The sequence below is a fragment of the Sphingobium sp. genome (assembly GCF_041987595.1).
In the GTDB taxonomy this organism is placed as follows: Bacteria; Pseudomonadota; Alphaproteobacteria; order Sphingomonadales; family Sphingomonadaceae; genus Sphingobium.
This window is the reverse complement of the sequence record NZ_JBHIWJ010000004.1, coordinates 17,977-43,514: the sequence shown is the minus strand read 5'-3', so window position 1 is coordinate 43,514 and position 25,538 is coordinate 17,977. Positions and strand designations below refer to the sequence as shown.

The window sequence follows — 25,538 nt, the reverse complement described above, 5'->3', positions numbered from 1 at the left end:
CATGCAAAGGCGCTTCAACCCGCTTGAGGCCGATGCCCGCTGGCAGGCCGTCTGGGACGAGAAGCAGACGTTCAAGGCGTCGGACAGCAGCGACAAGCCGCGTTCCTACGTGCTGGAGATGTTCCCTTACCCCTCCGGGCGCATCCATATCGGCCATGTGCGCAACTATTCGATGGGCGACGTGCTGGCGCGTTTCCGCCGGATGACGGGGCATGAAGTGCTGCATCCGATGGGCTGGGACGCCTTCGGCATGCCCGCCGAGAACGCCGCGATGGAAAAGAAGGTGCATCCGGGCAGCTGGACGCGCGAAAACATCGCGACGATGCGGGCGCAGCTCAAAAAGCTGGGCTTTGCGCTGGACTGGAGCCGCGAACTCGCCACCTGCGAGCCGGATTATTATGGGCAGGAACAGGCGCTGTTCCTCGACATGATGGAAGCGGGCCTTGTCTATCGCAAGGAATCGGCGGTCAACTGGGACCCGGTCGACATGACCGTGCTGGCCAATGAGCAGGTGATCGACGGCAAGGGCTGGCGCTCTGGCGCGCCGGTCGAGAAGCGGAAGCTCAGCCAGTGGTTCCTCAGGATCACGCAATTTGCCGACGATCTGCTGAGCGGCCTCAAAACGCTCGACCAGTGGCCCGAAAAGGTGCGGCTGATGCAGGAAAACTGGATCGGCAAGTCGGTCGGTCTGGCGTTCCGCTTCAAGCTGGACGAAGTCGTGGACGGCATTGGTGAGGTCGAGGTCTTTTCCACCCGGCCCGACACGATTTTCGGGGCGAGCTTTGCGGCGATCGCGGCGGATCATCCGCTGGCCCTCGCGCTGGAAGCGAAGAATCCGGCGCTGGCCGCCTTTGCCGAGGAATGCCGCCACACCGGCACCGCCGCCGCCGAGGTCGAGACGCAGGAAAAGAAGGGCTATGACACCGGCCTGTCGGTGATCCATCCCTTTACCGGGCGGAAGCTCCCCCTGTTCGTCGCAAACTTCGTGCTGATGGATTATGGCACCGGCGCCGTGATGGCGGTTCCGGGCCACGACCAGCGCGACCTCGACTTTGCGCGCAAATATATGCTGCCGGTCGAGCGCGTCGTCGCCGCCGAGGGCGATGAGGACAAGGGCATTGGCGATGAGGCCTATACGGGTCCGGGCCGCCTTGTGAACTCCGACTTCCTCAACGGCATGGGCGTCGAGGAGGCGAAGGCCGAAGTGATCCGCCGCGCCGAGAACGAAGGCTGGGGCACCGGCACCACCGTCTTCCGGTTGAGGGATTGGGGCGTGTCGCGCCAGCGTTACTGGGGGACGCCGATCCCGGTCATCCATTGCGAGGATTGCGGGGCCGTGGGCGTGCCCAAGGACCAGCTGCCCGTGGTGCTGCCGGAGGATGTCAGCTTCGACATTCCGGGCAATCCGCTCGATCGCCATCCGACCTGGAAACATGTCGATTGCCCCAAGTGCGGCAAGGCGGCGCGGCGCGAGACGGACACGCTGGACACGTTCGCGGACTCCAGCTGGTATTTCATCCGCTTCGCCAGCCAGCCCAAGGACAGGCCTTTCGACCGCGAGACGGTGGAGAAATGGCTGCCCGTCGGGCAATATATCGGCGGCGTGGAACATGCGATCCTGCACCTGCTCTACGCCCGTTTCTGGACCCGCGCGCTCCAGCATATGGGGCAGCTGGGCTTTGCCGAGCCGTTCACCGGCCTGTTCACGCAGGGCATGGTGACGCATGAAACCTACAAGTCGCCCGAAGGCGCCTGGCTCGCGCCGCAGGATGTGGAGCGGCAGGGCGACAGGGTGGTGATGCTCGCCAGCGGCGCGCCGGTCACGGTCGGCCGCGTCGAGAAAATGTCCAAGTCGAAGAAGAATGTCGTCGATCCCGATGACATCATCGCCCAATATGGCGCGGACGCGGTACGCTGGTTCATGCTGTCCGACAGCCCGCCGGAACGCGACCTGCCCTGGACGGAAGCGGGCATCGAAGGCTCGTGGCGCTTCGTCAATCGCCTGTGGAGGCTGTTCGGGGAGGCCGACAAGGCTGCCGAAGGCACTGACAAGGCGCTCGACCGCAAGCTGCACCAGACGATCGACGGCGTGGCGAAGGATATCGAGGCGCTGTCCTTCAACAAGGCGGTGGCGAAGATCTACGAACTCACCAATGCCGTCGAAAAGGCCAAGCCGTCCGCCAGCCGCAGCGCGGCGATCCGGGCGCTGGCGCTGCTGGTCGCGCCGATGACCCCGCATCTCGCCGAAGAGGCATGGGCGGACATGGGTGAGGAAGGGCTGATCGCCGAGGCCGGATGGCCCGCAGTCGACCCGGCGATGCTGGTCGAGGATGAAGTGACCATCGCCTGTCAGGTGATGGGCAAGCTGCGCGACACCATCACCGTGCCCAAGGGCACGCCGAAGGACGAGCTGGAACGCCTTGCCCTTGCCGCGCCCAATGTGGTGCGGACGCTGGACGGCGTCAGCCCCAAGAAGGTGATTGTGGTGCCCGATCGTCTGGTGAACTTGGTCATCTGATCGTGAACGGTTAAGGTCCCCCCCATGAAGCCTATTCTGCCACTGCTCGGCCTCACCGTCCTGCTCTCCGCCTGCGGGCTGCGTCCCGTCTACAGCGGGGGCAGCCATGGCCCAGTCGCCCAGGCGCTTGGCAATGTCGAAGTGCAGCCGATCGAGGGCAAGGGCGGCTGGCTGGTGCGCAATGCGCTCAACGACCGGCTGGCGGCGATGAGCGGCACCGGGCCGGGCTACAAGCTGGTGGTGAAGCTGGACGACAATATCAGCGGTTTCGGTCTGCGGTCGGACGCCGCCGTCACGCGTGAGCGGCGGACCCTGCGCGCCCGCTATCAGCTGATCGACGCCGCCACCGGCGCGCAGATCATCGACGACACCGCCGGATCGGATGTCGGCATCGACGTCGTTTCCAGCGAATATGCGACGATCGCGGCGGAAGACACGGCGCTCGAACGCCTGTCGCAGACCATCGCTGACCAGATCATTTCCCGGCTCGCCCGGTTCGCGGCGCGGGACCGTGCCCAGGGCGGGGCGCGTTGAAGGCCAATCGCGGCCAGATCGAAAAGGCGCTCGACGCAGCAGGTCAGGGGTCGGCCGCCGATTGCCGCTTTTTCCTGCTTTACGGTCCCGATGATGCAGGCAGCGTCACGCTTGCCAAGCGTCTGGAACGCGCCATGGGGCCGGAGGCGGAGCGGATCGACCTTGACGGCTCCACGCTGCGCGACGATCCGGCGCGGCTGGCCGACGAGGCGGCTTCCTTCTCCATGTTCGGGGACAAGCGCTGGATTCGCGTCAACGGCATGGGCGAGGAGTCGCTGCCTGCGCTGACCGCGTTGCTGGAGGCGGAGGCGGCGGGCAATCCGGTCGTCGCCATGGCGGGGGCGCTCAAGCCCGCGTCGAAGTTGCTCAAGCTCGCGCTCGATCACAAGCAGACGTTGGCTTTTGCTTCCTATCAGCCCGACGCGCGGGAGGCGGAACAGATCGCCGTCGCCATTGCGCGGGAAGGGGGGCTGCGGCTCTCCTCCGATCTGGGGCGCCGCATCGCCGACCTCGCCCATGGCGATCGGACGCTGATGGCGGGGGAGGTCGAAAAGCTGATCCTCTATCTCGACGCGGCGCCCGACCGGCCGCGTGAGGCGACCGAGGAGGCGCTGGATGCGCTGTCCGCCGACAATCCCGACAGCGACGCCGCGCCGTTGGTGAATGCGGTGCTGGGCGGCGACCTGCGCGGCATGCACCGGGAACTGGGGCGGCTGGCGGAGGCGGGGACGGCGATGGCGGCGGTGCTGCGGCCGTTGCTGACCCGTGCCATGCTGCTGGCCAGTATCCGCGCCGATTTCGATGAGAGCGGCAGGCTGGAGGGCGCGGTCGAGGCGGCGGGTAAGGCGGTGTTCTGGAAGGAGAAGGGCGTCGTCACCCGACAGGTGCGGCTTTGGGACGCGACCGGGATCGCGCGCGTGATCCAGCGTCTGGCGCAGGCCGAACGTGCCAGCCGATCCGGCAGGGGGCTGGGCGACCTGATGGTCCGGCATGAATTGCTGGCCATCGCCCGACAGGCCGCCCGCGAGCGGTAAGCGCTTGATCGCATGCCGTGCCATCGCCATATTGCGGCGCATGGACAAGCTGGACCTGACCGACGAGGAATGGCGTGAGCGCCTTTCACCCGAACAATATCATATTCTGCGCGAAGCGGGGACGGAGCGGGCGTTTACCGGCAAATATAACAGCAACAAGGCCGATGGCGTCTATTATTGCGCGGGCTGCGGCGCCGAGCTGTTCGACGCCGAGGAAAAATATGACAGCGGATCGGGCTGGCCCAGCTTCACCGCCCCGATCGACATCGATGCGGTCGACGAGATCCGCGACAACAGCCATGGCATGATGCGCACCGAAGTTCGCTGCGCCAAGTGCGAAGGCCATCTGGGCCATGTCTTTCCCGATGGTCCCGGTCTGAACGGCCTGCGCTATTGCATGAACAGCGCGTCGCTGGATTTCAAGCCGCGCGACGACGTTGAATAATCGTTCATCGCCTGTAAAGCGTCCCTTCTCTTGAGAACCCCTTGAGAGTCTGCGCGGCCTGCACGGCTTTTCCACTGGCCGCTTATCCGTTTAGCGCATATCCGGGCGAACCATGGCAAAATCGAGCAGCGAGCCGCGAGGCAGGGTGAAAAAATGGCTGGTGCGGGGCCTGAAAACAGGCCTGGTCGGCGCGGTCAGCGCCATCATCGCGGTCGTGGTGGCGGTGGTGATCGCCTATCAGTCGCTGCCCGATTATGAATCGCTGAAATCCTCGCCCAACGGGCAGATGATCCGCGTTCATGCGGCGGACGGCAGCGTTATCGTTTCGCTGGGTCCCAGCTTCGGCCGCTGGCTGAGCTATGATCAGATACCCACGGTGATGGTCGACGCGATGGTCTCCACCGAGGACAAGCGCTATTATCTCCACCCCGGCGTCGATCCCATCGGCATGGCCCGCGCCGCCTGGGTCGCGCTGGAGCGGCGCGGCAGCGGGCGTCGCTGGCAGGGCGCCTCCACCATCACCCAGCAGGTGACGCGCAACATCTTTCTCAACAACAGCTACAGCTGGGGCCGCAAGGTCCGGGAAATGGTGCTGGCGCTGGCGCTGGAGCGGAAATTTTCCAAGCGGCAGATCCTCGAACTCTATTTGAACAAGGTCTATTTCGGTGGCGGTGCCTATGGCATCGATGCCGCCAGCCGCAAATTTTTCGGCCATCCCGCGACCAGTCTTGACCTGCCCGAAGCGGCAATCATCGCGGGTCTGGTGAAGGCGCCGTCCAGCTATTCCCCCACCGCCGACGCCGACGCTGCCATCGGCCGCGCGGGCGTGGTGCTGGAGCTGATGGAGGAAAATGGCAAGATCAGCGCCTCGGAACGGGCGAGCGCCCATCTTGGGGACGTGAAGATGGCGCCCGAGCCGCCGCAGAACAGCGTGCGCTATTTCACCGACTGGGCGCTGCCGCAGCTCGACACGCTGGTCGATGAGCCGAATGAGCCTCTGGAAGTCTATACAACCATCGACCTTGGCATGCAGAAGGCGGCGACCGCCGCAGTGCAGGCCAATGTGTCGAACGGCATGCAGGGTGCTTTGGTGTCGCTCGATCGCGATGGCGCGGTGCGGGCGATGGTCGGCGGTCTCGACTATGTGACGTCCAACTATAACCGCGCCACCACGGCCACCCGCCAGCCCGGCTCGGCGTGGAAGATCTTCGTCTATATGGCGGCGCTGGAGGCGGGCTATACCCCCGATACCGGCGTGACCGACAGCGCGGTCGACATCAACGGGTGGAAACCGCGCAACAGCAATGGTCGCTACTCCGGCGACATCGATATCCGCACCGCTTTCGCCTATTCGGTCAACACCGTGGCGGCCAAGCTGGGCGTGGAGGTCGGTTTCCCGACCATCGCGGACATGGCGCGGCGTTTCGGCATCACCACGCCGATCAACACCCATCCCTCGATGGTGCTGGGCACGTCCGATGTGCGCCTGATCGACATGACACGCGCCTTCGCCTCGATCGCGCGCAAGGGGGTGGCGGTCACGCCCTATGGCATCACCAAGGTCACGACCGCTGAGGGCCGCGTCCTTTACGAGCATCAGGACGACACCAGCCGCGTGCTGGTCGCGCCCTGGGTGGCGGCGGGCATGACAGACCTCATGCAGACGGCGGTCAGCACCGGCACAGGCAAGGCGGCGCAGATCGGACGCCCGGTCGCGGGCAAGACCGGCACCACCAACAGCGGCAAGGATGGCTGGTTCCTCGGCTTTTCCAGCGGCATCACGACCGGCGTATGGGTCGGACGCGACGACGCCAGGCCGGTGCCTGCGCTTTACGGCGGCCGCGCCCCGGCACGCGCCTTTGCCGATTATATGAAGGTTGCCGTCGCCAATCGGCCGGTCGAGCAGTTCGAGACGCAGGTGACCCTGCCCGAATGGCAGCTGGAACCCGATGAGGAGGCCTATTACGGCCAGCCCGACGGCGGGCCGGATGGAGGCATGATGGTCGATGAGAACGGCCTGCCGATCGATCGCGGTCAGCGGCAGGAGGGCGAAGGCGATCAGCAGCAGCCGGACGACAGCGAGCAGGCCGCTCCTAATCCTGCGGACCGGCCGCAGCCGCCCCGTCTCGATCAGCAGTGGATCGACAATGTGCTGGGCCGCAATCGCCAGCAACAACAGCCGCAACATTGAGCCAGAGCGTTTTTCAAGCGGATGGAATCATCTGTTGGCTCCTGGAAACGCGCTTAAAAAAGCATGGAGCGGCTGATCCGATGTGACCGGATCGGAAGCGGCTCTAGCCAGCTGCCCGTCTTGTTGCGGCGAAGCGGGCGCGATCCAGCAGGCCGGTATCGGGCAGGAGGAAATCCACCTTCCCCCGCCCGAAATCGATCGCCACCCGATCGAATATCCTGAGCGCATTGATGCCGAGCAGCAGGGCAGGTTTGTCCTGCAGGTCCAGTTCGGCGAAGGGCTGGGCATCGGCGAACATGACCGGCGTGTCGATCAGCGTCACCCGGCCCATCCGCACCCGGCCGATTACCCCCAGCTGACCGGCCAGCGTCTCGCCGGTCACGCTGGTCAGTTCCACCAGACTCAGAGCCGGCGCCTTCTTCTTGCGAACCAGCTTGTTCATCAGCGCCAGATTGCCGACGCTAATAGAGGTGCCGGTGTCCAGGATGATGTTGACCTTCGTGCCGTTGACGTCGGAATCGAGCAGGATCAGCTGGCCTTTGCGCCGCCGCGCTTCGACGATGATCGCATTGGGATCGCGCCAGCTCTGCTTGCTGGTGCTGATCTCCATCCGCCCGGTGCGGAAATTGAGCAACAGCCGCTTGGCGTGCAGCCCGTCCAGACCCAGCAATCCCGGTGCGCCGATATTCTCGCCCTCCAGTACCGGCGCTTCGATATCGTCGACCACCGTCTTGCCAAAGCCCAGCCGCGGCACTGCGACCGTGTCCACCTCCGCCCGGCCGGTCATGCTGATGACCGTCACCCGGTCGCGTACCGGCAGCGCCAGCCGCTCGGCCAGATCGCGGGAAATGACCGTCCGTTGTGACCCGGTGTCGACGACGAAGTTCCACGGCCCTTTGCCATCGATCCGGATGGGGATGGTGATGCGTGCGTCGGACGTGGGGACAGTTCGGACGACGGCCGGCGGGTCATCGGGATCGAGCGAGGGACGATCCTGCGCCGCGAGGGGCGGGCTGGCGATCGCGATCGCGATGCTCAGAGCGGCACGCCAGCGTCCCATCTCCCGATCCTCCGATATTTTATACCCGTATAGCATGAGCGCAGAGCTTCCGCCCATCCCATTTCATTCGCGGCAGAGCGCATGGCGGCAATTTTCTGTCGGCTCGCACCGTTTAGCCGCCTTGACTTGGCCGGGGTCGGATCGCTAAACGCCAGACATTCTATCCCGCCCGTCCGGAGCGGATTTCCCCGAGTCTTTACCGGGCCACTCTTCCCCATCTGTTCCTCATTTCTCTCAATCCATCGGACTTCACGCGAATGCACCTCAAGGATCTCAAGAAAAAAGCGCCCGCCGAACTCGTGACCATGGCGGAGGAGCTGGGCGTCGAAGGCGCGTCGACCCTGCGCAAGCAGGATCTGATGTTCGCGATCCTCAAGGTCGAAGCCGATAATGGCGAGCAGATCATGGGCGAGGGCACGATCGAAGTGCTGCCCGACGGCTTCGGCTTCCTGCGCAGCCCGGAAGCGAATTTCCTCGCCGGTCCGGACGACATCTATGTTTCGCCCAATCAGGTCCGCAAATTCGGCCTGCGCACCGGCGATACGGTGGAAGGCGAAATCCGCGCACCCAAGGATGGCGAGCGCTACTTTGCCCTTACCAAGCTGATCTCGGTCAATTTCGACGATCCTGAAGTCGTTCGTCACCGCGTCAATTTCGATAACCTGACGCCGCTTTATCCGACGCAGAAGCTGACGCTCGACACGCTGGACCCCACTGTGAAGGATAAATCGGCCCGCGTCATCGACATCGTCTCGCCGCAGGGCAAGGGACAGCGCGCGCTGATCGTCGCGCCGCCGCGCACCGGCAAGACCGTGCTGCTCCAAAACATCGCCAAGGCGATCACCGACAATCATCCGGAAGTCTTCCTAATCGTGCTGCTGATCGACGAGCGCCCGGAAGAAGTGACCGACATGCAGCGCAGCGTGAAGGGCGAGGTCGTCTCCTCGACCTTCGACGAACCGGCGCAGCGCCATGTGCAGGTTGCCGAAATGGTGATCGAAAAGGCCAAGCGTCTCGTGGAACACAAGAAGGATGTGGTGATCCTGCTCGATTCGATCACGCGTCTGGGTCGTGCCTACAACACTGTCGTACCTTCGTCGGGGAAGGTGCTGACCGGCGGTGTCGACGCCAATGCGCTCCAGCGCCCCAAGCGCTTCTTCGGCGCTGCGCGCAATATCGAGGAGGGCGGTTCGCTCTCCATCATCGCCACCGCGCTGATCGATACCGGCAGCCGTATGGACGAAGTCATTTTCGAAGAGTTCAAGGGCACCGGCAACTCGGAAATCGTGCTCGACCGTAAGGTGGCGGACAAGCGCATCTTCCCGGCGCTGGACGTCGGCAAGTCGGGCACCCGCAAGGAAGAGCTGCTGGTCGACAAGGCCAAGCTTTCCAAGATGTGGGTGCTGCGCCGCATCCTGATGCAGATGGGCACGGTCGACGCGATGGAATTCCTGCTCGACAAGATGAAGGATTCCAAGACCAACGAGGATTTCTTCGATTCGATGAACCAGTAAGCCGCGGAATGGGTTGTGCTTCTGCCGGAGGCGCACATCGATTCCATCGCGCCGCCGCGATTTTTCGGGCCGTCGGACTCCGGTCTGGCGGCCCTTTGTTTTGGGCCATATTTTTCAGGGGATAGCAGGCCGTCATGATCGACCTACTCGCAACCGCCGCCGCTGCGGCTCAGGGGATTGGTTCACCCGCCGATATCTGGGCGCATATCGTCAATGATTTCAGCAATATCGGCTCACCCGCTGCTCTGGCAGCCTTCGGTCAGGTGCTGATGATCGACGTGCTGCTGGCAGGGGACAACGCGATCGTCGTCGGCGCATTGGCGGCGGGCCTGCCCACGGAACAGCGCAAGAGGGTGATCCTGATCGGCATCATCGCTGCGCTGGTGCTGCGCATCGGCTTTGCGCTGGTGGTGACGCAGCTGATGCAGATTGTCGGCCTGATCCTCGCTGGCGGGCTGCTGCTGCTCTGGGTTGCGTTCAAGATGTGGCGCGAACTGCACCCGAAAAGGGGCGGGGATACGCCCGACACGAGCGATGACGATATTTCCGGCCTGCGTCCTGCAAAGAGCTTTGCGGGCGCGGCCTGGGCCGTTGCGGTCGCGGACGTTTCGATGAGCCTCGACAATGTGTTGGCCGTCGCCGGCGCGGCGCGGGATCATCCCGGCATCCTGATCATCGGTCTGATCCTGTCGGTGGCCCTGATGGGCATCGCCGCCAACATCATCGCCAAATATATCGAGCGGTTCCGCTGGATCGCCTATTTGGGCCTGGCGGTCATCATCTATGTCGCGATCAAGATGATTTATGACGGGATAGTGGACCATCAGGTCGGCGTTCTGACCCTTTTCGTTTAAAGCGATTCCAGGCGAACGGAATGATCGCCGATTAACGAATTGCGTTAAAACAGGAAGTGAGAGCGGTTTACCCGACACAATCGGATCGCAAACCGCTCCAAGTCCGTTTCCGGCGGACAGGTCAGTCGTCCGTGGGTCCCTTCAACCCGACCGGTCGCCATGGCTGGGGCATCAGCTTTTCCGCCTTGTCCCCCAGCCACCAGCGCAGAGGAACGCGCCGCTCGGCAATGCCGGGCAGGCTCAGGACATCCCATCCTCTGAACGGCCGGAAGGGATTGCGGCGGCCATAGGCCCAGATTTCGACGCGGGTGGCGGGCAGGCTCGCCTGCGTGCGGGCATGGAAGCCGAACGTGTCGGCGATCACCAGCGTATTGGCGGGCACGGCAAAGACCGTTGGTTGCGGAAGTTCCAGTGCGGCCAGCTCGCTGGTATCGATCCGCAGCGATCCCCGCGCCGACAGCCTGCAATCGCCGTCCCGGGCGCTAAGGCTGCGTTGCTTCTCCCAGGCCAGCCGGGCAGGGGTCAGCTTGTGGGACCCCTTCACATAGGCGAAAGGTCCCGTTTCCAGCGGCACGTCCTCCAGAAACAGCCAGGCCTTCATCGCCGGATAGAAGGTGTCGGCATGAAAGCGCACCTGTGGATCGGGCGGCGCGGAATGGCGCTGCGGCAGGATTGACTGGATGTAGAGCAGGGGTTCGATATCGAACCCTGCGACATAGCGGGCGAGGGCGGCCCAGCGTGCATCGCGGCTGAAGCGCTCAAAGGCAGGCAAGGCGCGCCGGGCGGCAGGATCCATCGCCAGCCGTCGGGTGATGGTATCGCCCTGTACCATCTCGCGGGCGGGCCCGCGATAGGCGAACAACTGTTCGCGCAGGGCCTGAAAAGTCGGGGCAGGAAGAAAGTCCCGGATCTCCACCACGCCATCGCGGTCAAATGCGGCGCGGTCCGCAGCCTCGACAGGAGCCGCCAGCTTTGCGCGGCGTCGCGCCGTCATCGCATGGGCCGCCCGAACGCGTGTGGCATGAAGGCCCAGTGCATTCAGTCGGGGCGAGCCGATCAGCGGATTATCAACGAAGGATTTGGCGCCCGTGAACAGTTGAGCGAACCAAAGGGGGGCGAGCAAGGGCGTCAATTGGGGCATGTTTTTTGCGCCCTGCCATTGCCTTTTATCCGGGTCGAGAGAAAATCAACCAGGATGTCGAAATAAAACAGCCCGCTATGTTTCGGGGAGCAATATTGTGCTGCCTACCGTATTGCGCGCTTCCAGCGCGCGATGCGCCTCCGCCGCGTCAGCCAGAGCAAAGCGTTGGCCGATCACCGCCTTTACTACGCCCCGCGCCATGCGGTCGAATAGCCTTTGGGCGGTATGGGCCAACTCTTGCGGGGTAGAGATATAGTCGAACAGCGTCGGCCGGGTGACGTAAAGCGATCCGCCCCGGCTGAGGTCGAGCAGACTGACCGGCGGCACCGCGCCCGATGCATTGCCGTAGCTGACCATCAAACCGCGCCGCTTGAGGCTGGCCAGCGAAGCATGCCAACTATCCTTGCCCACGCCATCATAGACGACATCCACGCCCTTGCCGTCCGTCAACTCCCGCACCCGCGCGGCGAGGCTGTCGAACGCGCCGTGCAGGCTATGGTCGGCCGCGACCCGCGCGGCCTTTTCGGCCGATCCGCTATGAGCGATCACGACCACGCCCCTGTCCCGCAGCCAGGGCACCAGCACCGATCCCACGCCGCCCGCTGCCGCATGCACCAGAGCAACCTGACCCGGCTCGAGCGCTATGCTGTCCTCGGCCAGATAGCAGGCGGTCATGCCCTTCAACATCATGGCGGCAGCAGCCTCCGTGCTGACGCCCTCCGGGATCTTCACCGCTCGATCCGCTTCCACCATGCGATGGGTGGCATAGGCGCCAAGGCCGCTGGCGCACGCAACCCTGTCGCCGACCGCAAAGGTCGTGACGCCGGATCCGACGGCTGCGACATGGCCCGCGCCTTCCGATCCCAGCGGGGTGGGCAGCGGCGCGGGGTAAAGACCGGAACGATAATAGGTGTCGATGAAGTTCAGACCGACGGCGTCCTGCGCGATCAGGATCTCGCCGTCGCCGGGCGTGCCGGGATCAAAATCCTCCCGCGCAATCACCTCCGGTCCGCCATGGGACCGGGCCACCATCCGCCAAGCCTGAACCATCTTCTTCCTTCCTGTCAGAGATTGGCCGCGAAGAAATCGGCCGTCCGCCTGTCGGCGAGCTGGGCGGCCTCTTCATTACGGCGATTGCCCATTTCGGCGGCAAAGCCATGATCGAGACCCTCATAATCATGGAGGGTGACATGACGATTATCCTTCAGCCCTTCGTGCATCTTCTGCTGGACTTCCGGCGGGACAAATCCGTCGGCGGTGGGAATGTGCAGCAGCACGGGCTTGCCGATCGCATGCTGTTCCCCCAGCAGGCCGTCAATCCCGACGCCATAATAGCCGACAAAGGCGTCGCCGTCGGTGCGGCAGGCGGACATGAACGCCAGCCGCCCGCCCAGGCAATAGCCCACCAGACCCACCTTGCCGCCTTCGCCCAGTTCGGCACGCGCCGCCTTGATCGTCGCCTCGATGTCGCGGATACCCTGATCCTGGTTCAACTTCTGCATATGGCCGATCGCCGCCTGAAAATCCTCCGGCACATCGGCATCCAGCTCGACATGCGGCTTTTCGCGCCAGAACAGGTCAGGTGATAGCGCCAGATAGCCTGCCTTCGCCCAGCTGTCGCATTTCCGCCGGATACCTTCATTGACGCCGAAAATTTCCTGAATCACCACGATCGCGGCCTTTGGCGTGCCCGTTGGCCGCGCCATGTAGACATCGAACTCCGCGTCCCCTTCCAGGGTGGAAATGGCAGTGAATGTGGCCATGGAGAATCCTTTCCTCTTTTCATTTCCAAAAATGGCTGGGGGCATAATGACCGCTGGGTCGGCCAGCGCAACCGCCGTTCGCGTCAAAAAATTTGCCTTCTCCGTCGTTATTGCGGCATGAGGGAGAGCATATGTTTCCCGCAACAAAGGTGGCTTGAGATGAAGGTAAGCGTGGACGTCGACTGCACCCCCGCCGAGGCTCGGGCTTTCCTTGGTCTGCCGGATGTGACCCCCATTCATGACAAATATGTGAAGACGGTGCTCGACAGCTTTGACGGGGTGGCCAATGTCGAGCAGATGGAGACGCTGTTCAAGAGTTTCTCGCCGCTGGGGGATGCGGGCATGCGTTTGTTCAAGCAGATGATGGATATCGGCCTTTCCGGCATGCCCGGCAAAAATGACAAGGGCTAAGCGGTTACGCTGAACAGGCTCTTATCATGGTTTTCCTGAGCGGCACGATCTTTGCCCTGTCGAGCGGTACGCCGCCGGCGGGGATCGGCATTATCCGGATCAGCGGGCCGCAGGCGGGCATGGCCTTGCAGGCTTTGGCGGGCGCGCTTCCCGAGGCCCGGCGTGCCCGCTTGGCGTTGCTGGCTGATCCGCGCGATGGAATGCCGCTGGACCGGGCGCTCATCCTCTGGTTCCCTGGCCCAAACACCGTTACGGGCGAGGATCTCGCTGAACTCCACTGTCATGGCGGCCGGGCGGTGATTGCGGCCGTCGAGGATGCATTGGCCGCTCTGCCAGGCCTGCGACGAGCCGAAGCTGGTGAATTTACCCGCCGCGCTTTTGCCAATGGTCGAATGGATCTGAATGCGGTGGAGGGTCTGTCCGATCTGCTCGCCGCCGAAACGCAGCAGCAGCGCCGGGCCGCCCTGATGATGGCGGAGGGCCACTTTTCCCGCCGGGTCGAGCGCTGGCGGGAGACGGTGCTGACCTTGTCCGCCATGACCGAGGCGGCGCTCGACTTCTCCGATGAAGATGACGTCCCGGATGCCGGGATCGAGGCGCGGATCAGGGATGACATTGTCGCGCTGGTCCGGGATGTGGATGCCGCTCTGACGGCTCCTTCGGCGGAGCGTCTTCGCGACGGCATCCGTGTGGTATTGGCCGGGCCGCCCAATGCGGGGAAGTCGACGCTGCTCAATCATCTGGTTGGTCGTGACGCAGCCATCGTATCCGACGTAGCAGGAACGACGCGGGACCGGATAGAGGTGCATGCAGCAATCGGCGGCGTCGCCTTTCTGCTCACCGACACGGCGGGGCTGCGCAAGGCAGCGGACGACGCGATCGAAGCGATCGGAATGGACCGGGCGCGCATGGCGCTGGAGGCGGCCGACATCATTCTTTGGTTGGGCGACCCGGCAGAGATGCCACGGGAAGACGCGCTGCTGATCGCCGCGCAATCCGACCGGCGCGAGCGGGATGATCGCCCCGGTCTCCGCCTGTCGGCCAAAACGGGGGAGGGGATGGACCGGCTGGTCGCAGCCCTGTTGGAGAGGGCGGCGAGGATGCTGCCGGGCGAGGGCGATTATGCGCTGCATCAACGCCAGCGGCACAGCGCCGAATTGGTGAAGGGCCATTTGCGGGCGGCGGGGACAAGTGACGACCTGCTGATCGTCGCGGAGGAACTGCGGCAGGCGCGCAACGCGATTGACGCCCTGACCGGTCAGGCCAGCACCGAGGACATGCTCGACCGGCTGTTTGCGGGATTCTGCATCGGCAAATGAAAGCATGTTCCACGTGGAACAGTTTTGACCCGGCAGGCCCATTTCTGATAAGGGGCCATCCATGCAGACAAGCTATGATGTGATCGTGGTCGGCGGTGGCCATGCAGGCTGCGAAGCGGCCTCAGTGGCGGCGCGCAAGGGTGCGTCGGTCGCGCTGCTGACTTTTGAAAAGGCGACTGTCGGGGCGATGTCCTGCAATCCTGCTATCGGCGGATTGGGCAAGGGGCATCTGGTTCGCGAAGTGGACGCGATGGATGGGTTGATTGCCCGCGCCGCCGATGCAGCCGCCATCCATTATCGCATGCTCAACAGCAGCAAGGGCGCGGCGGTGCAGGGGCCGCGCGTTCAGGCCGACCGTAAACGGTACCGGGCGGAAATCCACCGTCTGCTCGACGCGCAAGTCGGGTTGGAGATCGTCGAAGGCGAGGCGGTGGAATTGTTGCTGAAGCAGGGCGCTGCGGCGGGGCTGCGTCTGGCCGATGGCCGCTGCCTGATGGCAGCGTCGGTGGTTCTGGCAACCGGGACTTTTTTGGGTGGCAAGCTGTTTCGCGGCGAGGAAGCCAGCATTGGCGGACGCACGGGGGAGCGGGCCGCGACCGCGCTGGGCGTGCAGTTGCGCGCGCTTGATTTGCCGATCGGCCGACTGAAGACGGGAACGCCGCCCCGAATCGACGGTCGGACTATCGATTGGGCGCGGCTGGAGGAACAGTCCTCGGACGATGGGCAGTGGACGATGTCCGCCATGACCCCGGCCCGAATTTTGCCTCAACTGCGATGCGCCATCACGCGGACCAACGAGCGGACCCACGCTATCATCCGTGAGGGGCTGGGCCGCTCCCCCTTGTTCAGCGGCGCGATCGAAGGGCGGGGTCCGCGTTATTGCCCGTCCATCGAGGACAAGGTGATCCGCTTCGGCGACCGTGACGGGCACCAGATTTTCCTCGAGCCGGAAGGGCTGGAAGATCATCTCGTCTATCCCAATGGCATCAGCACCTCTTTGCCTGCGGACGTTCAGTTTGCGATGATAAGGTCGATGGCCGGTCTGGAGCGCGCCGAGATTGTCGTGCCTGGCTATGCTGTCGAGTATGATCATATCGATCCGCGTGCCCTGGACTCCACGCTGGAGACCCGCGCGATTCCCGGCCTGTTTTGTGCCGGGCAGATCAACGGCACCACCGGCTATGAGGAAGCCGCCGCGCAGGGGATGGTGGCGGGCGTCAATGCCGCGGCGCGGGCAAGGGGCGAGGAGCCGCTCATTCTGGATCGGGCGAGTAGCTATATCGGCGTGATGATCGACGATCTGGTGCTTCAGGGCGTGACGGAACCGTATCGCATGTTGACCGCCCGCGCCGAATATCGGCTGCGGCTGCGCGCCGATAATGCGGGAACGCGCCTTGGACCCGTCGCGCAGGCGCACGGCATTTTGGGTCCGGAGCGGGCCGCTTATTATGGCAGGCGGCAGGCGGAGCGGGATCGGGTCGAAGCCGAACTGGCTCGTCCCATGTCCGCCACCGAGATGGCGCGGGCAGGTGCGGCGGTGCGTCAGGATGGGGCTCGGCGGTCCTTGTTCGATTGGGCGCGCTTTCCGGAAGTCGACCGGGCGCTGCTCTTCGATCTGGCACCTTCGCTCCAGACGGTCTCGGAAGATCTGCGTGCTGAAATATTGGAGGATGCTCATTACGCCCCTTATCTCGAACGGCAGGAGGCGGAGATCGGCGAGTTGCGTCGGAACGAACGGGTCATCATTCCGCCTGATTTCGACTTCGCTGCCATCGGCGGCCTGTCCACCGAGATGATCGAGCGGCTGGAAACGGCGCGGCCTGATACGCTTGCGGCGGCGGGCCGGATCCGGGGCATCACGCCAGCAGCGCTCGCAGCGCTGCTCGTTCGCATAAGGCGGCGTGCCGCATGACTGAGGAGGAAGCGCGGGAGTGGCTGAATCGGCAGTTTGATGTTTCACGTGAAACATGGGGACGTCTCGAAGACTATGTCGCGATCCTGCTGACGGAGATGGATCGACAGAATCTGATCGCGGAGTCGACGCGTCCGCACATCTGGGCGCGGCATATCGTGGATTCCGCGCAGCTCATACCCTTGGCTGCCGGAGCGGACGAGGGGCCGTGGATCGATCTGGGATCAGGCGCCGGCCTGCCCGGCATCGTCGCAGCCATTCTGACGAGCCGTCCGGTGCAGATGGTTGAATCCCGGCGCAAGCGGATCGAATTTCTGAACGGGATAGTCGAACGGCTGGGCTTGGTCCGCGCCCGTGTGCTTGGCTGCAGGGTCGAAACGGTCCCCGCCGCACCAGCCGCCGTCATCAGCGCCCGGGCCTATGCCCCATTGCCGCGGCTTCTTGAGTCAGCGGTACATCTGTCCACAGAAAAGACGATCTGGGTGCTCCCAAAGGGACGAAATGCGCAGAATGAACTGGAGGCGGCGAGTCGATCATGGCAAGGTGCGTTCCACGTGGAACGCAGCGTGACCGATGCCGACAGCGCGATCATCGTCGCGCGCGCTGTCCGATCGGTCAGGAGGAAAGCCCGAGGATGATCCAGATCGCTATAGCCAACCAAAAGGGTGGCGTCGGAAAAACCACGACAGCGATCAATCTCGCCACCGGATTGGCTGCTACCGGTCTGCGCGTGCTGCTCGTCGATCTTGATCCGCAGGGCAACGCCTCGACAGGCCTTGGAGTGAACCAGTCGGAGCGCAGCCGGTCCAGCTATGACCTGTTGGTCGGCAATTGCGCCCTGGAAGATGCCATCATCACAACGCGCGTGCCCAAGCTCGACATCGTTCCTGCAACGCAGGATCTCTCGGGCGCGGAAATTGAACTGATCGAATATGAGGAACGGACCCACCGTTTGGAACGGGTGCTGGCGGAAGCGCAACCGGGCCGCTGGGACATTTGCCTGATCGACTGTCCGCCATCGCTGGGGTTGCTGACAATTAATGCACTGGTTGCCGCGCAGTCCTTGTTGGTGCCGTTGCAGTGCGAATTTTTCGCGCTCGAGGGGCTGTCTCAACTGCTTCAGACTGTTGAGCGCATCCGCGGTCGTTTCAATCCCGGGCTGTCGATCATGGGCGTAGCGCTCACCATGTATGATCGCCGTAATCGGTTGACCGATCAGGTGGCGGACGATGTGCGCGCCTGCCTTGGCGATCTGGTCTTTTCCACCGTCATACCCCGTAACGTCCGACTCTCCGAAGCGCCCAGCCATGGCGTGCCGGCCTTGATCTACGATTTCCGCTGCTCGGGGTCGGAAGCCTATATGCGTCTCGCGCGTGAGCTGATCGCGCGTCTGCCCCGTCAGGAGGTCGCTGCTTGAGTGAAGAAAATCTGCTGAAGCCCGTCAAACGCCCGCAGGGGCTTGGCCGGGGGCTGTCCGCGCTGTTGGGCGATGTCGCAAGGGAGGAGCCTGTCGCGCTGACAGCAGCAACTCCGCCGTCGACCAAGGCGATCCAGAGCATTGAAGTTGCGCTCATTCAACCGCATCCGGAGCAGCCGCGCCGTCATTTCGACGACGGGGCATTGCAGGAACTGGCCGAGAGCATCGCCAAGCGTGGCGTGATTCAACCGATTATCGTCCGCCCTCATGGCGGAGGTTTTCAGATCGTTGCCGGCGAGCGCCGCTGGCGTGCTGCGCAACGGGCGCAGCTCCATCGGATTCCGGCCATCGTTCGAGATTTCGACGAGGCGGAGACGTTGGAAATCGCGCTGATCGAGAATATCCAGCGCGAAGATCTGAATCCGATCGAAGAGGCAGAAGCCTATCGCAAGCTGATCGCCGAATTCCATCATAGCCAGGAAGCGCTGGGTCGTCTGGTCGGGAAGTCGCGCAGCCATGTCGCCAATCTGATGCGTTTGCTGGAACTGCCCGCATCGGTGCAGCAGCAGGTCATCGAGCAGAAACTGAGCATGGGTCATGCCCGCGCCCTGATCGGCGCTCCGGACTGCGAGACGCTGGCCCGCACGGTCGAGGGCAAGGGGCTGTCGGTGCGCGATACGGAGCAGCTGGTGCGCCGCGCCAAGAAGGGGACGGATGCGCCGGCTCCGCGCCGCGAGGCTGCGCCCAAGGAGAATGACGCCGATATTGCCGCGCTGGAGCAGCATCTGGCCGATATTTTGGGCGTGAAGGTCGACATCAGCTATGGCAGTGGCGGCGGAGGCATCCTCTCGCTGCATTATTCGACGCTCGACCAGTTGGACATGCTTTGTCAGCGCCTCTCGGGCGAACGCATCTGATCCTTTCAGGCGGCGTGCCAGAGCGCGCCGCCGCTCCTCCCAAGCGAACGGCACGTCCGGAGCGGGGCCATTTTTTCTTTCTTTTGCCGCCTTCTGCGACTAGTCCGCTGTTCCCGCTGCCCTCAGAATGTTTTAGGCTTGGGGAATGGCCGATATGCAATCCTCCCCCGCCGCTGGTCCTGTCATCATTCGCCGCGAAGATTACCGCCCGCCCGACTGGCTTGTCCCTGATATTGCGCTGGATTTCGCTCTGGACGCCGCCGCGACGCGGGTGCGCGCCACGCTTTCGGTCACGCGCAATGGCGAGCATGACCGGCCGGTCATGCTGGACGGCGATGGCCTGATCCCGCTGGAAATCAGGGTCGACGGCCAGCTTCTTGCCGACGATCAGTGGTCGCTGGAGGCCGGAGCGCTTCGCATCCCGCTCGCGGGAACGGCGCATGTCGTCGAAACGCTGGTTGAGATCGCGCCGCAGGGCAACAGCAAACTGATGGGTCTTTACGCCAGCGGTGGCTTGCTCTGCACCCAGTGCGAGGCGGAAGGGTTCCGCCGCATCACCTTCTTCCCCGATCGGCCGGACATATTGTCGCGCTATGATGTGCGAATGAGTGCGGACAAGGCGCTTTATCCGGTGTTGCTGGCCAATGGTGATCCGGTCGAGCAGGGCGATTTGCCCGGTGGCCGCCATTGGGCGCGCTGGCGCGATCCCTTTCCCAAGCCCTGCTATCTCTTCGCGCTGGTGGCCGGCGATCTGGCATGTAATGCTGACCGGTTTGTCACCATGAGCGGCCGCGAAGTCCAGCTGGGGATCTGGGTCAAGGCGGCTGACCTGCCTCGCACTGGGCATGCCATGCAGGCGCTCAAGAACAGCATGGCGTGGGACGAGCGGGTCTATGGCCGCGAATATGATCTGGATGTGTTCAACATCGTCGCCGTCGCCGATTTCAATTTTGGCGCGATGGAGAATAAAGGTCTCAACATCTTCAATTCGCGCTACATATTGGCGGACCCGGAGACGGCGACCGACATCGACTATGATGGTGTCGAGGGCGTTGTAGCGCATGAATATTTTCATAACTGGTCAGGCAACAGGGTCACCTGCCGCGACTGGTTTCAGCTGAGCCTCAAGGAAGGCTTCACCGTCTTTCGCGATCAGAATTTCTCCGCCGATATGGGCAGCCATGCCGTCAAGCGGATCGAAGATGTCCGTATCCTGCGCGCCGCCCAGTTTCAGGAGGATTCAGGCCCGCTGGCGCATCCGGTTCGTCCCGAATCCTATATGGAAATCAGCAACTTCTACACCGCCACCATCTATAATAAGGGCGCGGAGGTCATCCGCATGATGGCGCTGATGCTGGGACCGGAGCGGTTCCGGGCAGGAACCGACCTCTATTTCGAGCGCCATGACGGACAGGCCGCGACGTGCGAGGATTTCGTCCGCGCCATGGAGGAGGGGGGCGAGGTCGACCTCGCCCAGTTCCGCCGCTGGTATGAACAGGCCGGAACGCCGCATATCCGGGCGCTGCTGACCCATGATCCCCAAGCGCAGACCGCCGAGCTTCTGCTGGAGCAGAGCATTCCGCCGACGCCCGGCCAGCCGGACAAGCAACCCATGGCGATCCCGCTGCGCACGGCCCTGTTCGACCGGGAGTCAGGGAAGAGCCGCGGCGATGAGCTGCTGATGCTGACACAGGCCAAGCAGAGCTTCACGTTCACCGGACTGCCGACCGCGCCGGTGCTGTCGATCAATCGGGGCTTTTCCGCGCCGGTGATCGTCGAAACCAACCGCAGCCAGGCCGATCTTGCCTTCCTGTCCGCGCATGACGACGATCCTTTCGCCCGCTACGAGGCGATGCAGCAATTGATGGTCAATGTGCTGGTCGGCCGCATTGCGGGGCAGAAGGTCGACGAGGATGCGGTGGTCGCGGCGATCCGCGACACCGCCACCGATCCGCTGCTTGATCCCGCCTTCGTTGCGGAAGCGATCCGTTTGCCGAGCGAAGCCTATCTGGGCGATCAGATGGCGGTGGTCGATCCTGATGCGATCCACGCCGCCCGCGATGCCCTGCAACGACGGATCGGTGCCGAGCTGGAACCACTCTGGCGCGACATCCACGCGAAGACCAGGGCCAATGGCTTTGCACTGTCTTCCGCCGCGAAGGGCGCGCGCAAGCTGCGCAATACGGCCTTGCTCTATCTTGTGGCATCGGACGCGCAGGATGGCCCGGCCGTCGCCTTCGGCCAGTTCAGCGACGCCGACAACATGACCGAACGTCAGGCTGCACTGGCGACGCTGGCCAACGGCACCAGCGCGGAGCGCGAGGCGGCGTTGGACATTTTCTATAACCGCTATCATGACGATGCGCTGACGCTGGACAAATGGTTCCAGACGCAGGCTTTCGCCTTCCATCCCGGCACGGTCGATCTGGTCGAGGAACTGGGGAAGCACAAGGCTTTCACCATGTCCAACCCCAACCGGGTGCGCTCGCTGTACGGCGCCTTTGCGGGCAACCAGTGGGCGTTCCACCACAAGTCGGGCAAGGGCTATCGGCTGGTCGCGGACTGCATCATCGCGCTGGACAAGCTCAATCCGCAAACGGCCGCGCGGCTGGTGCCGCCGCTGGGCCGCTGGAAGCGCTTCGACAACGGGCGGGCGGCGATGATGCGGGCGGAGTTGCAGCGCATTCTGGCAGAGCCGGGCCTGTCGAAGGACGTCACCGAGCAGGTGAGCAAGAGTCTGGAATAGGGCCTTTGCAAGCAGGTGGAATCACCTGCGGGCCCGGAAAAGGCGGAAAACAAGGGCCTGGAGCGCCAAACCGATGCAATCGGGTCGGAAGCTGCTCCAGGTCCGGTGCTGACGCCGGCAGCCCTTGCCGACCGGCTGCCGGCGCTTTCCTCCGTTCAGCGTGCTTGAGTCGCCAGCCAAGCCGCGACGTCGGCCGCGACCTTGTTCGCGGCGGTGTTGAGCGGCGCGCCTATGCTGCCTGCCTCGATCTTGCCGTTTACTGGCGCGCTGGCGGTAAAGCGCTGTTTGGCGATGACCAGGCCTCCCGGACCGGCCAGCATCGCGTCATAGGTCACCACTGCCTGACTTCCCGTCGCGTCCAGTCCGAAATCGACCAGTTCACCCATCAGGCGCTGCCCCGCGTCGGCCGAATATTGGCCGGGGTCCAGCACGATTCGGTTGCTCGTCGCGGCAACGGTTTCCGCCAGCAGCTTCTGGAACAGATGGCGGGGTGTGTCAGCCCATTGCACTTTGGCCACGTAGGCGACCGACGTGGAGGAGGTACGCACCGGCACGCGCACCGTGTCGAGCATCCGGGGCGCTTCGGGATCGGCGATGGTGATCGTCGTGCCCGCATTGGCAGTGCGGAGCGTGCCCGGCGCCACCTTCTGCGCCGCGTCGAGCGACAACAGTCTTTCCGGCGGCTTGCCACCGAAGGATACGCAGGCCGACAACGCCAGAGTGCAGAGGAGGGCAGGACCCAGTTTCTTGTGGAACATCATCGGAGCCTCTCTCATGGCTTGTAGTCGGGCAGTTTGGGCGATCCGACGATCGACCCGGCGCCCTGCTGGTCGAGTTTTTCTGCCACGCCGCGGAAGGAACGCGACATTTCGCGCAGGTCGCGCACCAGCTGATTCACTTCGGGCATGGTCTGGTTGCTGAAGGCGTGAACGCCCGGTTGCGCTTCGGCGATCGTCTTGTCGAGCGTGTCGATGCTACGGGTGGCGGACTGCACGCTCTTGCGCAGGTCCGCCATCAGCGGACGACCTTCGTCGTTCAGCAGTCCGTCGGTGGTGGCGGCCAGCTTGCCGATCTGTTCGGCGGCGATCCCGGTCCGCTGCACGGCGATGCGGGCTTCTGCCAGAGTGGCGGAGATTTCCGGACTGCGATCGGCCAGCGAACCGGAAATCCGCTCCACATTGGCGAGGATGCCTGCGATCGACTGCTGATTCTTGTCGTTCAGCAATTCGGTCAGCCGCTCGGTCAGCGTCGACAGCCGTTCAAGCAGTTGCGGCGCATTGTTGAGCAGCTCGCCCAGCGCGCCCGGCTTGGTCGGGATCACCGGGACGCCGTCGGGGCATACCGCCAGCGTGTTTTCCGCCGGGCAGACGATTGGCCGCGCGCCCTTTACCGCGCCGTCCAGCACGATTTCCGACACGCCGGTAAAGCCGACGCCCGCGATGGTCGCGGTGGTGCCCTGCAGGACCGGCGTCCCTTCCTTAACCGAAATGCGGACCTTCACGAAGCTGGGATCGCGCTTCCAGAGTTCTATCTTCTCGACCTGGCCGGAGGGCACGCCGGAATAGTTGACGCTCGATCCTTTGGCGAGCCCATTCACCGACTGCTTGAAGAAGATATCATATTCCATGTTCTGGCCATCTGAGAGGCGCGAGAACCAGAAAGCCGCGATCATGATCGCCGCCAGCAACAGCAGCGTGACCGTGCCCACCAGCACATGGTTGGAGCGGGTTTCCATATCCTATCGCCTCTTGTCCTTTTCGCGGCTCACCGCCGCCGTCGCGGCACGTCCGCGCGGGCCGTTGAAATATTCCTGAATCCAGGGATGGTCGGTTGCCAGCAGCTCGTCGATGGTGCCGACGGCCGTGACTTTCCTGTCGGCCAGCACCGCCACCCGGTCGCAGATCGAATAGAGCGTGTCGAGATCATGGGTGATCAGGAACACGGTGAGACCCAGCGTCTGCTGCAATTTGCGCGTCTGGTCGTCAAAGGCGGCCGCGCCGATCGGATCGAGACCGGCGGTCGGTTCATCCAGAAACAATAGGTCGGGGTCCAGCGCCAGCGCGCGTGCCAATCCCGCCCGTTTCTTCATGCCGCCAGACAGTTCGGCCGGATATTTGGGACCGGCCTCGGCCGGAAGGCCCGTCATGCGAATCTTGTAGGCGGCGATCTCGTCGCGCAGTTTCGCCCCGATATTGGGATAATATTCGCGGATCGGCACCTCGACATTCTCGGCCACGGTCAGGGTCGAGAACAGCGCGCCGCCCTGGAATAGCACGCCCCAGCGCTTGCGGATCGCCAGCGCCTCGTCATCCAGACGGCCGATCATCGATTCGCCGAAAACGTGAATTTCGCCTTCGTCGGGCGTCTGGAGGCCGATGATCGATCGCATCAGCACGGACTTTCCCGTCCCCGAACCGCCGACCACGCCCAGAATCTCGCCCTTGCGCACGTCGAGGTCCAGCCCCTCATGCACCACCTGCTCGCCGAAGCTGTTTTTGAGGTTGCGCACCGAAATGGCGATTCCGTCCTTTTCGACGGCTTTTTCCACCCGGGCTTCTTCGGCAGCGATTTCTTCCTCCGGCGCCATCAGTTCCAGCCCAACCAGGTGAAGAAGACCGCGAAAAAGGCGTCCAGCACGATCACCAGAAAGATCGCCTGCACGACGGCGGAAGTCGTGCGCAGCCCGACCTCCTCGGCATTGGCCTTCACCTGCATGCCCTGAAAACAGCCGGCCAGCGCAATGATGACGCCGAACACCGGCGCCTTCAGCAGCCCGACCCACAGGTCGGTGATGGGCACCACTTCCCGCAACCGCTGGACGAAGGTGATCGGCGGAATGTCGAGCGACACGGCGCAGAGGAAGCCGCCGCCGATCACTGCGACGATGGAGGAGTAGAAGCCGAGCAACGGCATCATCACGACCACCGCCAGCGTGCGGGGCAGCACCAGCGCTTCCATCGGCGACACGCCGATGGTGCGCATGGCGTCGACCTCCTCGGTCAGCTTCATCGTGCCCAGCTGGGCGGCGAAGGCGGAGCCGGAACGCCCCGCGACCATGATGGCGGTCATCAGCACGCCCAGTTCGCGGAAGGTGAGGCGGCCGACCAGATTGATCGTCAGCATTTCCATGCCGAACTGGCGGAGCTGGACCGAACCCTGCTGGGCGATGACGATGCCGATCAGAAAGCTCATCAAGCCGATGATGCCGAGCGCCGATACGCCCACTACCTCGAAGCGCTGAACCACGGCATTGACGCGAAAGCGGCTGGGATGGCGGATGACGTTCCATGTCGCCACCAGCGTTCCGCCGAAGAAACCGAGCAGGCCCAGCAGCGTGGTTCCGGAATTGACCACGGCCTCGCCAATCTGGCCGACCACGCGTTGCCAGGGCTGCACATGATCCGGGCGAATGTTGACCGGCTCATCGACCTTGCCGACCTCCGCGATCAGCCTTTCCGCGTCGCAGCGGTCGCCCGTAAGCCGGCAATCCAGCCTTTTGATCGTGCGATACAGCACCCAGGCGCCGATCGTGTCCATATGGTCGACGTCCGACAGGTCGATGGCGTCGACGGGACCGGCAATCGCGTCCAGCCGGTCGGGCAGGTCGTTCAGACAGGCAATCGAAAGGTTTCCAGAAAGCCTGATGACCGCGCTGCCATCGCGCATTTCCTGGGCAAGATCAGCGGCTTTGTTCATCAAGGCGGTGGTGTGGTCCATTATCGGTTGCACGGCAAGCCGAAACGGCCCATCCGCACGATCAAA

At 63.7% G+C, this 25,538-nt stretch carries 22 protein-coding genes; 14 read left to right on the top strand and 8 right to left on the bottom strand.

Features of this window, described 5'->3' with window-relative positions; translation table 11 throughout:
- Position 1 precedes the first annotated feature (1 nt).
- The 5 genes from leuS (at position 2) to ACFC3J_RS01975 (ending at position 6,722) form a co-directional block, all read left to right on the top strand.
- Positions 2 to 2,518, top strand: coding sequence for a leucine--tRNA ligase (leuS, locus tag ACFC3J_RS01995; RefSeq protein ID WP_375194537.1), 2,517 nt, complete (start codon positions 2 to 4; stop codon positions 2,516 to 2,518).
- Positions 2,519 to 2,542: 24 nt separating this feature from the next.
- A complete protein-coding gene (gene lptE / locus ACFC3J_RS01990) occupies positions 2,543 to 3,052 on the top strand; it encodes an LPS assembly lipoprotein LptE (RefSeq protein ID WP_375194536.1) in 510 nt (169 codons plus the stop codon).
- Positions 3,049 to 4,086, top strand: a complete 1,038-nt coding sequence (gene holA / locus ACFC3J_RS01985; protein WP_375194535.1) for a DNA polymerase III subunit delta — start codon at positions 3,049 to 3,051, stop codon at positions 4,084 to 4,086. Before lptE ends, holA begins: the two co-directional genes overlap by 4 nt.
- A gap of 40 nt (positions 4,087 to 4,126) precedes the next feature.
- The gene (msrB, locus tag ACFC3J_RS01980; RefSeq protein WP_375194596.1) at positions 4,127 to 4,531 is read left to right on the top strand and encodes a peptide-methionine (R)-S-oxide reductase MsrB; all 405 of its coding nucleotides are present in this window, start codon (positions 4,127 to 4,129) and stop codon (positions 4,529 to 4,531) included.
- Between the two features lie 112 nt (positions 4,532 to 4,643).
- Complete coding sequence (locus tag ACFC3J_RS01975) at positions 4,644 to 6,722, top strand: transglycosylase domain-containing protein (RefSeq protein ID WP_375194534.1); 2,079 nt, start codon at positions 4,644 to 4,646, stop codon at positions 6,720 to 6,722.
- A 103-nt stretch (positions 6,723 to 6,825) separates the two neighbouring features.
- Here ACFC3J_RS01975 and ACFC3J_RS01970 read toward each other — a convergent pair whose 3' ends face one another.
- Positions 6,826 to 7,782, bottom strand: coding sequence for an aspartyl protease family protein (locus ACFC3J_RS01970; RefSeq protein WP_375194533.1), 957 nt, complete (start codon positions 7,780 to 7,782; stop codon positions 6,826 to 6,828).
- Positions 7,783 to 8,039: 257 nt separating this feature from the next.
- On the opposite strand from ACFC3J_RS01970, the gene rho reads away from it, so the two are divergent.
- Both rho and ACFC3J_RS01960 read left to right on the top strand, forming a co-directional pair.
- Positions 8,040 to 9,296 carry a transcription termination factor Rho gene (gene rho, locus ACFC3J_RS01965; RefSeq protein ID WP_375194532.1) on the top strand — a complete coding sequence of 419 codons (1,257 nt, stop codon included), beginning with the start codon at positions 8,040 to 8,042 and terminating at the stop codon, positions 9,294 to 9,296.
- A 134-nt stretch (positions 9,297 to 9,430) separates the two neighbouring features.
- Positions 9,431 to 10,150, top strand: coding sequence for a YjbE family putative metal transport protein (locus ACFC3J_RS01960; RefSeq protein ID WP_375194531.1), 720 nt, complete (start codon positions 9,431 to 9,433; stop codon positions 10,148 to 10,150).
- A 121-nt stretch (positions 10,151 to 10,271) separates the two neighbouring features.
- On the opposite strand, the gene ACFC3J_RS01955 is transcribed toward ACFC3J_RS01960, so the two are convergent.
- From ACFC3J_RS01955 to ACFC3J_RS01945, 3 genes are all read right to left on the bottom strand, one after another.
- Positions 10,272 to 11,291: a phytanoyl-CoA dioxygenase family protein gene (locus ACFC3J_RS01955; RefSeq protein ID WP_375194530.1), complete on the bottom strand. Its 1,020-nt coding sequence runs from the start codon at positions 11,289 to 11,291 to the stop codon at positions 10,272 to 10,274.
- 75 nt (positions 11,292 to 11,366) lie between these two features.
- Complete coding sequence (locus ACFC3J_RS01950; RefSeq protein ID WP_375194529.1) at positions 11,367 to 12,341, bottom strand: quinone oxidoreductase; 975 nt, start codon at positions 12,339 to 12,341, stop codon at positions 11,367 to 11,369.
- Positions 12,342 to 12,355: 14 nt separating this feature from the next.
- A complete protein-coding gene (locus ACFC3J_RS01945) occupies positions 12,356 to 13,054 on the bottom strand; it encodes a dienelactone hydrolase family protein (RefSeq protein ID WP_375194528.1) in 699 nt (232 codons plus the stop codon).
- A gap of 159 nt (positions 13,055 to 13,213) precedes the next feature.
- On the opposite strand from ACFC3J_RS01945, the gene ACFC3J_RS01940 reads away from it, so the two are divergent.
- The 7 genes from ACFC3J_RS01940 to pepN all read left to right on the top strand — a co-directional run bounded on the left by ACFC3J_RS01940 (position 13,214) and on the right by pepN (position 21,776).
- A complete protein-coding gene (locus ACFC3J_RS01940) occupies positions 13,214 to 13,465 on the top strand; it encodes a DUF6489 family protein (RefSeq protein ID WP_375194527.1) in 252 nt (83 codons plus the stop codon).
- A gap of 35 nt (positions 13,466 to 13,500) precedes the next feature.
- The gene (gene mnmE / locus ACFC3J_RS01935) at positions 13,501 to 14,784 is read left to right on the top strand and encodes a tRNA uridine-5-carboxymethylaminomethyl(34) synthesis GTPase MnmE (protein WP_375194595.1); all 1,284 of its coding nucleotides are present in this window, start codon (positions 13,501 to 13,503) and stop codon (positions 14,782 to 14,784) included.
- Between the two features lie 61 nt (positions 14,785 to 14,845).
- Positions 14,846 to 16,696, top strand: coding sequence for a tRNA uridine-5-carboxymethylaminomethyl(34) synthesis enzyme MnmG (mnmG, locus tag ACFC3J_RS01930; protein ID WP_375194526.1), 1,851 nt, complete (start codon positions 14,846 to 14,848; stop codon positions 16,694 to 16,696).
- On the top strand, positions 16,693 to 17,334 hold the full coding sequence (rsmG, locus tag ACFC3J_RS01925) for a 16S rRNA (guanine(527)-N(7))-methyltransferase RsmG (protein WP_375194525.1): 642 nt from the start codon (positions 16,693 to 16,695) through the stop codon (positions 17,332 to 17,334). The genes mnmG and rsmG overlap by 4 nt, the downstream gene beginning before the upstream one ends.
- The gene (locus ACFC3J_RS01920) at positions 17,331 to 18,113 is read left to right on the top strand and encodes a ParA family protein (RefSeq protein ID WP_375194524.1); all 783 of its coding nucleotides are present in this window, start codon (positions 17,331 to 17,333) and stop codon (positions 18,111 to 18,113) included. The genes rsmG and ACFC3J_RS01920 overlap by 4 nt, the downstream gene beginning before the upstream one ends.
- Complete coding sequence (locus tag ACFC3J_RS01915; protein WP_375194523.1) at positions 18,110 to 19,030, top strand: ParB/RepB/Spo0J family partition protein; 921 nt, start codon at positions 18,110 to 18,112, stop codon at positions 19,028 to 19,030. Before ACFC3J_RS01920 ends, ACFC3J_RS01915 begins: the two co-directional genes overlap by 4 nt.
- Before the next feature lie 145 nt (positions 19,031 to 19,175).
- Positions 19,176 to 21,776, top strand: a complete 2,601-nt coding sequence (gene pepN / locus ACFC3J_RS01910) for an aminopeptidase N (protein WP_375194522.1) — start codon at positions 19,176 to 19,178, stop codon at positions 21,774 to 21,776.
- Positions 21,777 to 21,931: 155 nt separating this feature from the next.
- Here the strand turns inward: pepN and ACFC3J_RS01905 are convergent, their stop codons facing one another.
- From ACFC3J_RS01905 to ACFC3J_RS01890, 4 genes are read right to left on the bottom strand one after another with little or no spacing between them, the layout of a single operon-like run.
- Entirely contained in the window at positions 21,932 to 22,537 is a 606-nt protein-coding gene (locus ACFC3J_RS01905) for an ABC-type transport auxiliary lipoprotein family protein (RefSeq protein ID WP_375194521.1), read from the bottom strand.
- Between the two features lie 11 nt (positions 22,538 to 22,548).
- Entirely contained in the window at positions 22,549 to 23,511 is a 963-nt protein-coding gene (locus tag ACFC3J_RS01900; RefSeq protein ID WP_375194520.1) for an MlaD family protein, read from the bottom strand.
- A 3-nt stretch (positions 23,512 to 23,514) separates the two neighbouring features.
- Positions 23,515 to 24,363: an ABC transporter ATP-binding protein gene (locus ACFC3J_RS01895; RefSeq protein WP_375194519.1), complete on the bottom strand. Its 849-nt coding sequence runs from the start codon at positions 24,361 to 24,363 to the stop codon at positions 23,515 to 23,517.
- Positions 24,363 to 25,472, bottom strand: a complete 1,110-nt coding sequence (locus tag ACFC3J_RS01890) for an MlaE family lipid ABC transporter permease subunit (protein WP_375194518.1) — start codon at positions 25,470 to 25,472, stop codon at positions 24,363 to 24,365. Before ACFC3J_RS01890 ends, ACFC3J_RS01895 begins: the two co-directional genes overlap by 1 nt.
- Between the last annotated feature and the right edge of the window lie 66 nt (positions 25,473 to 25,538).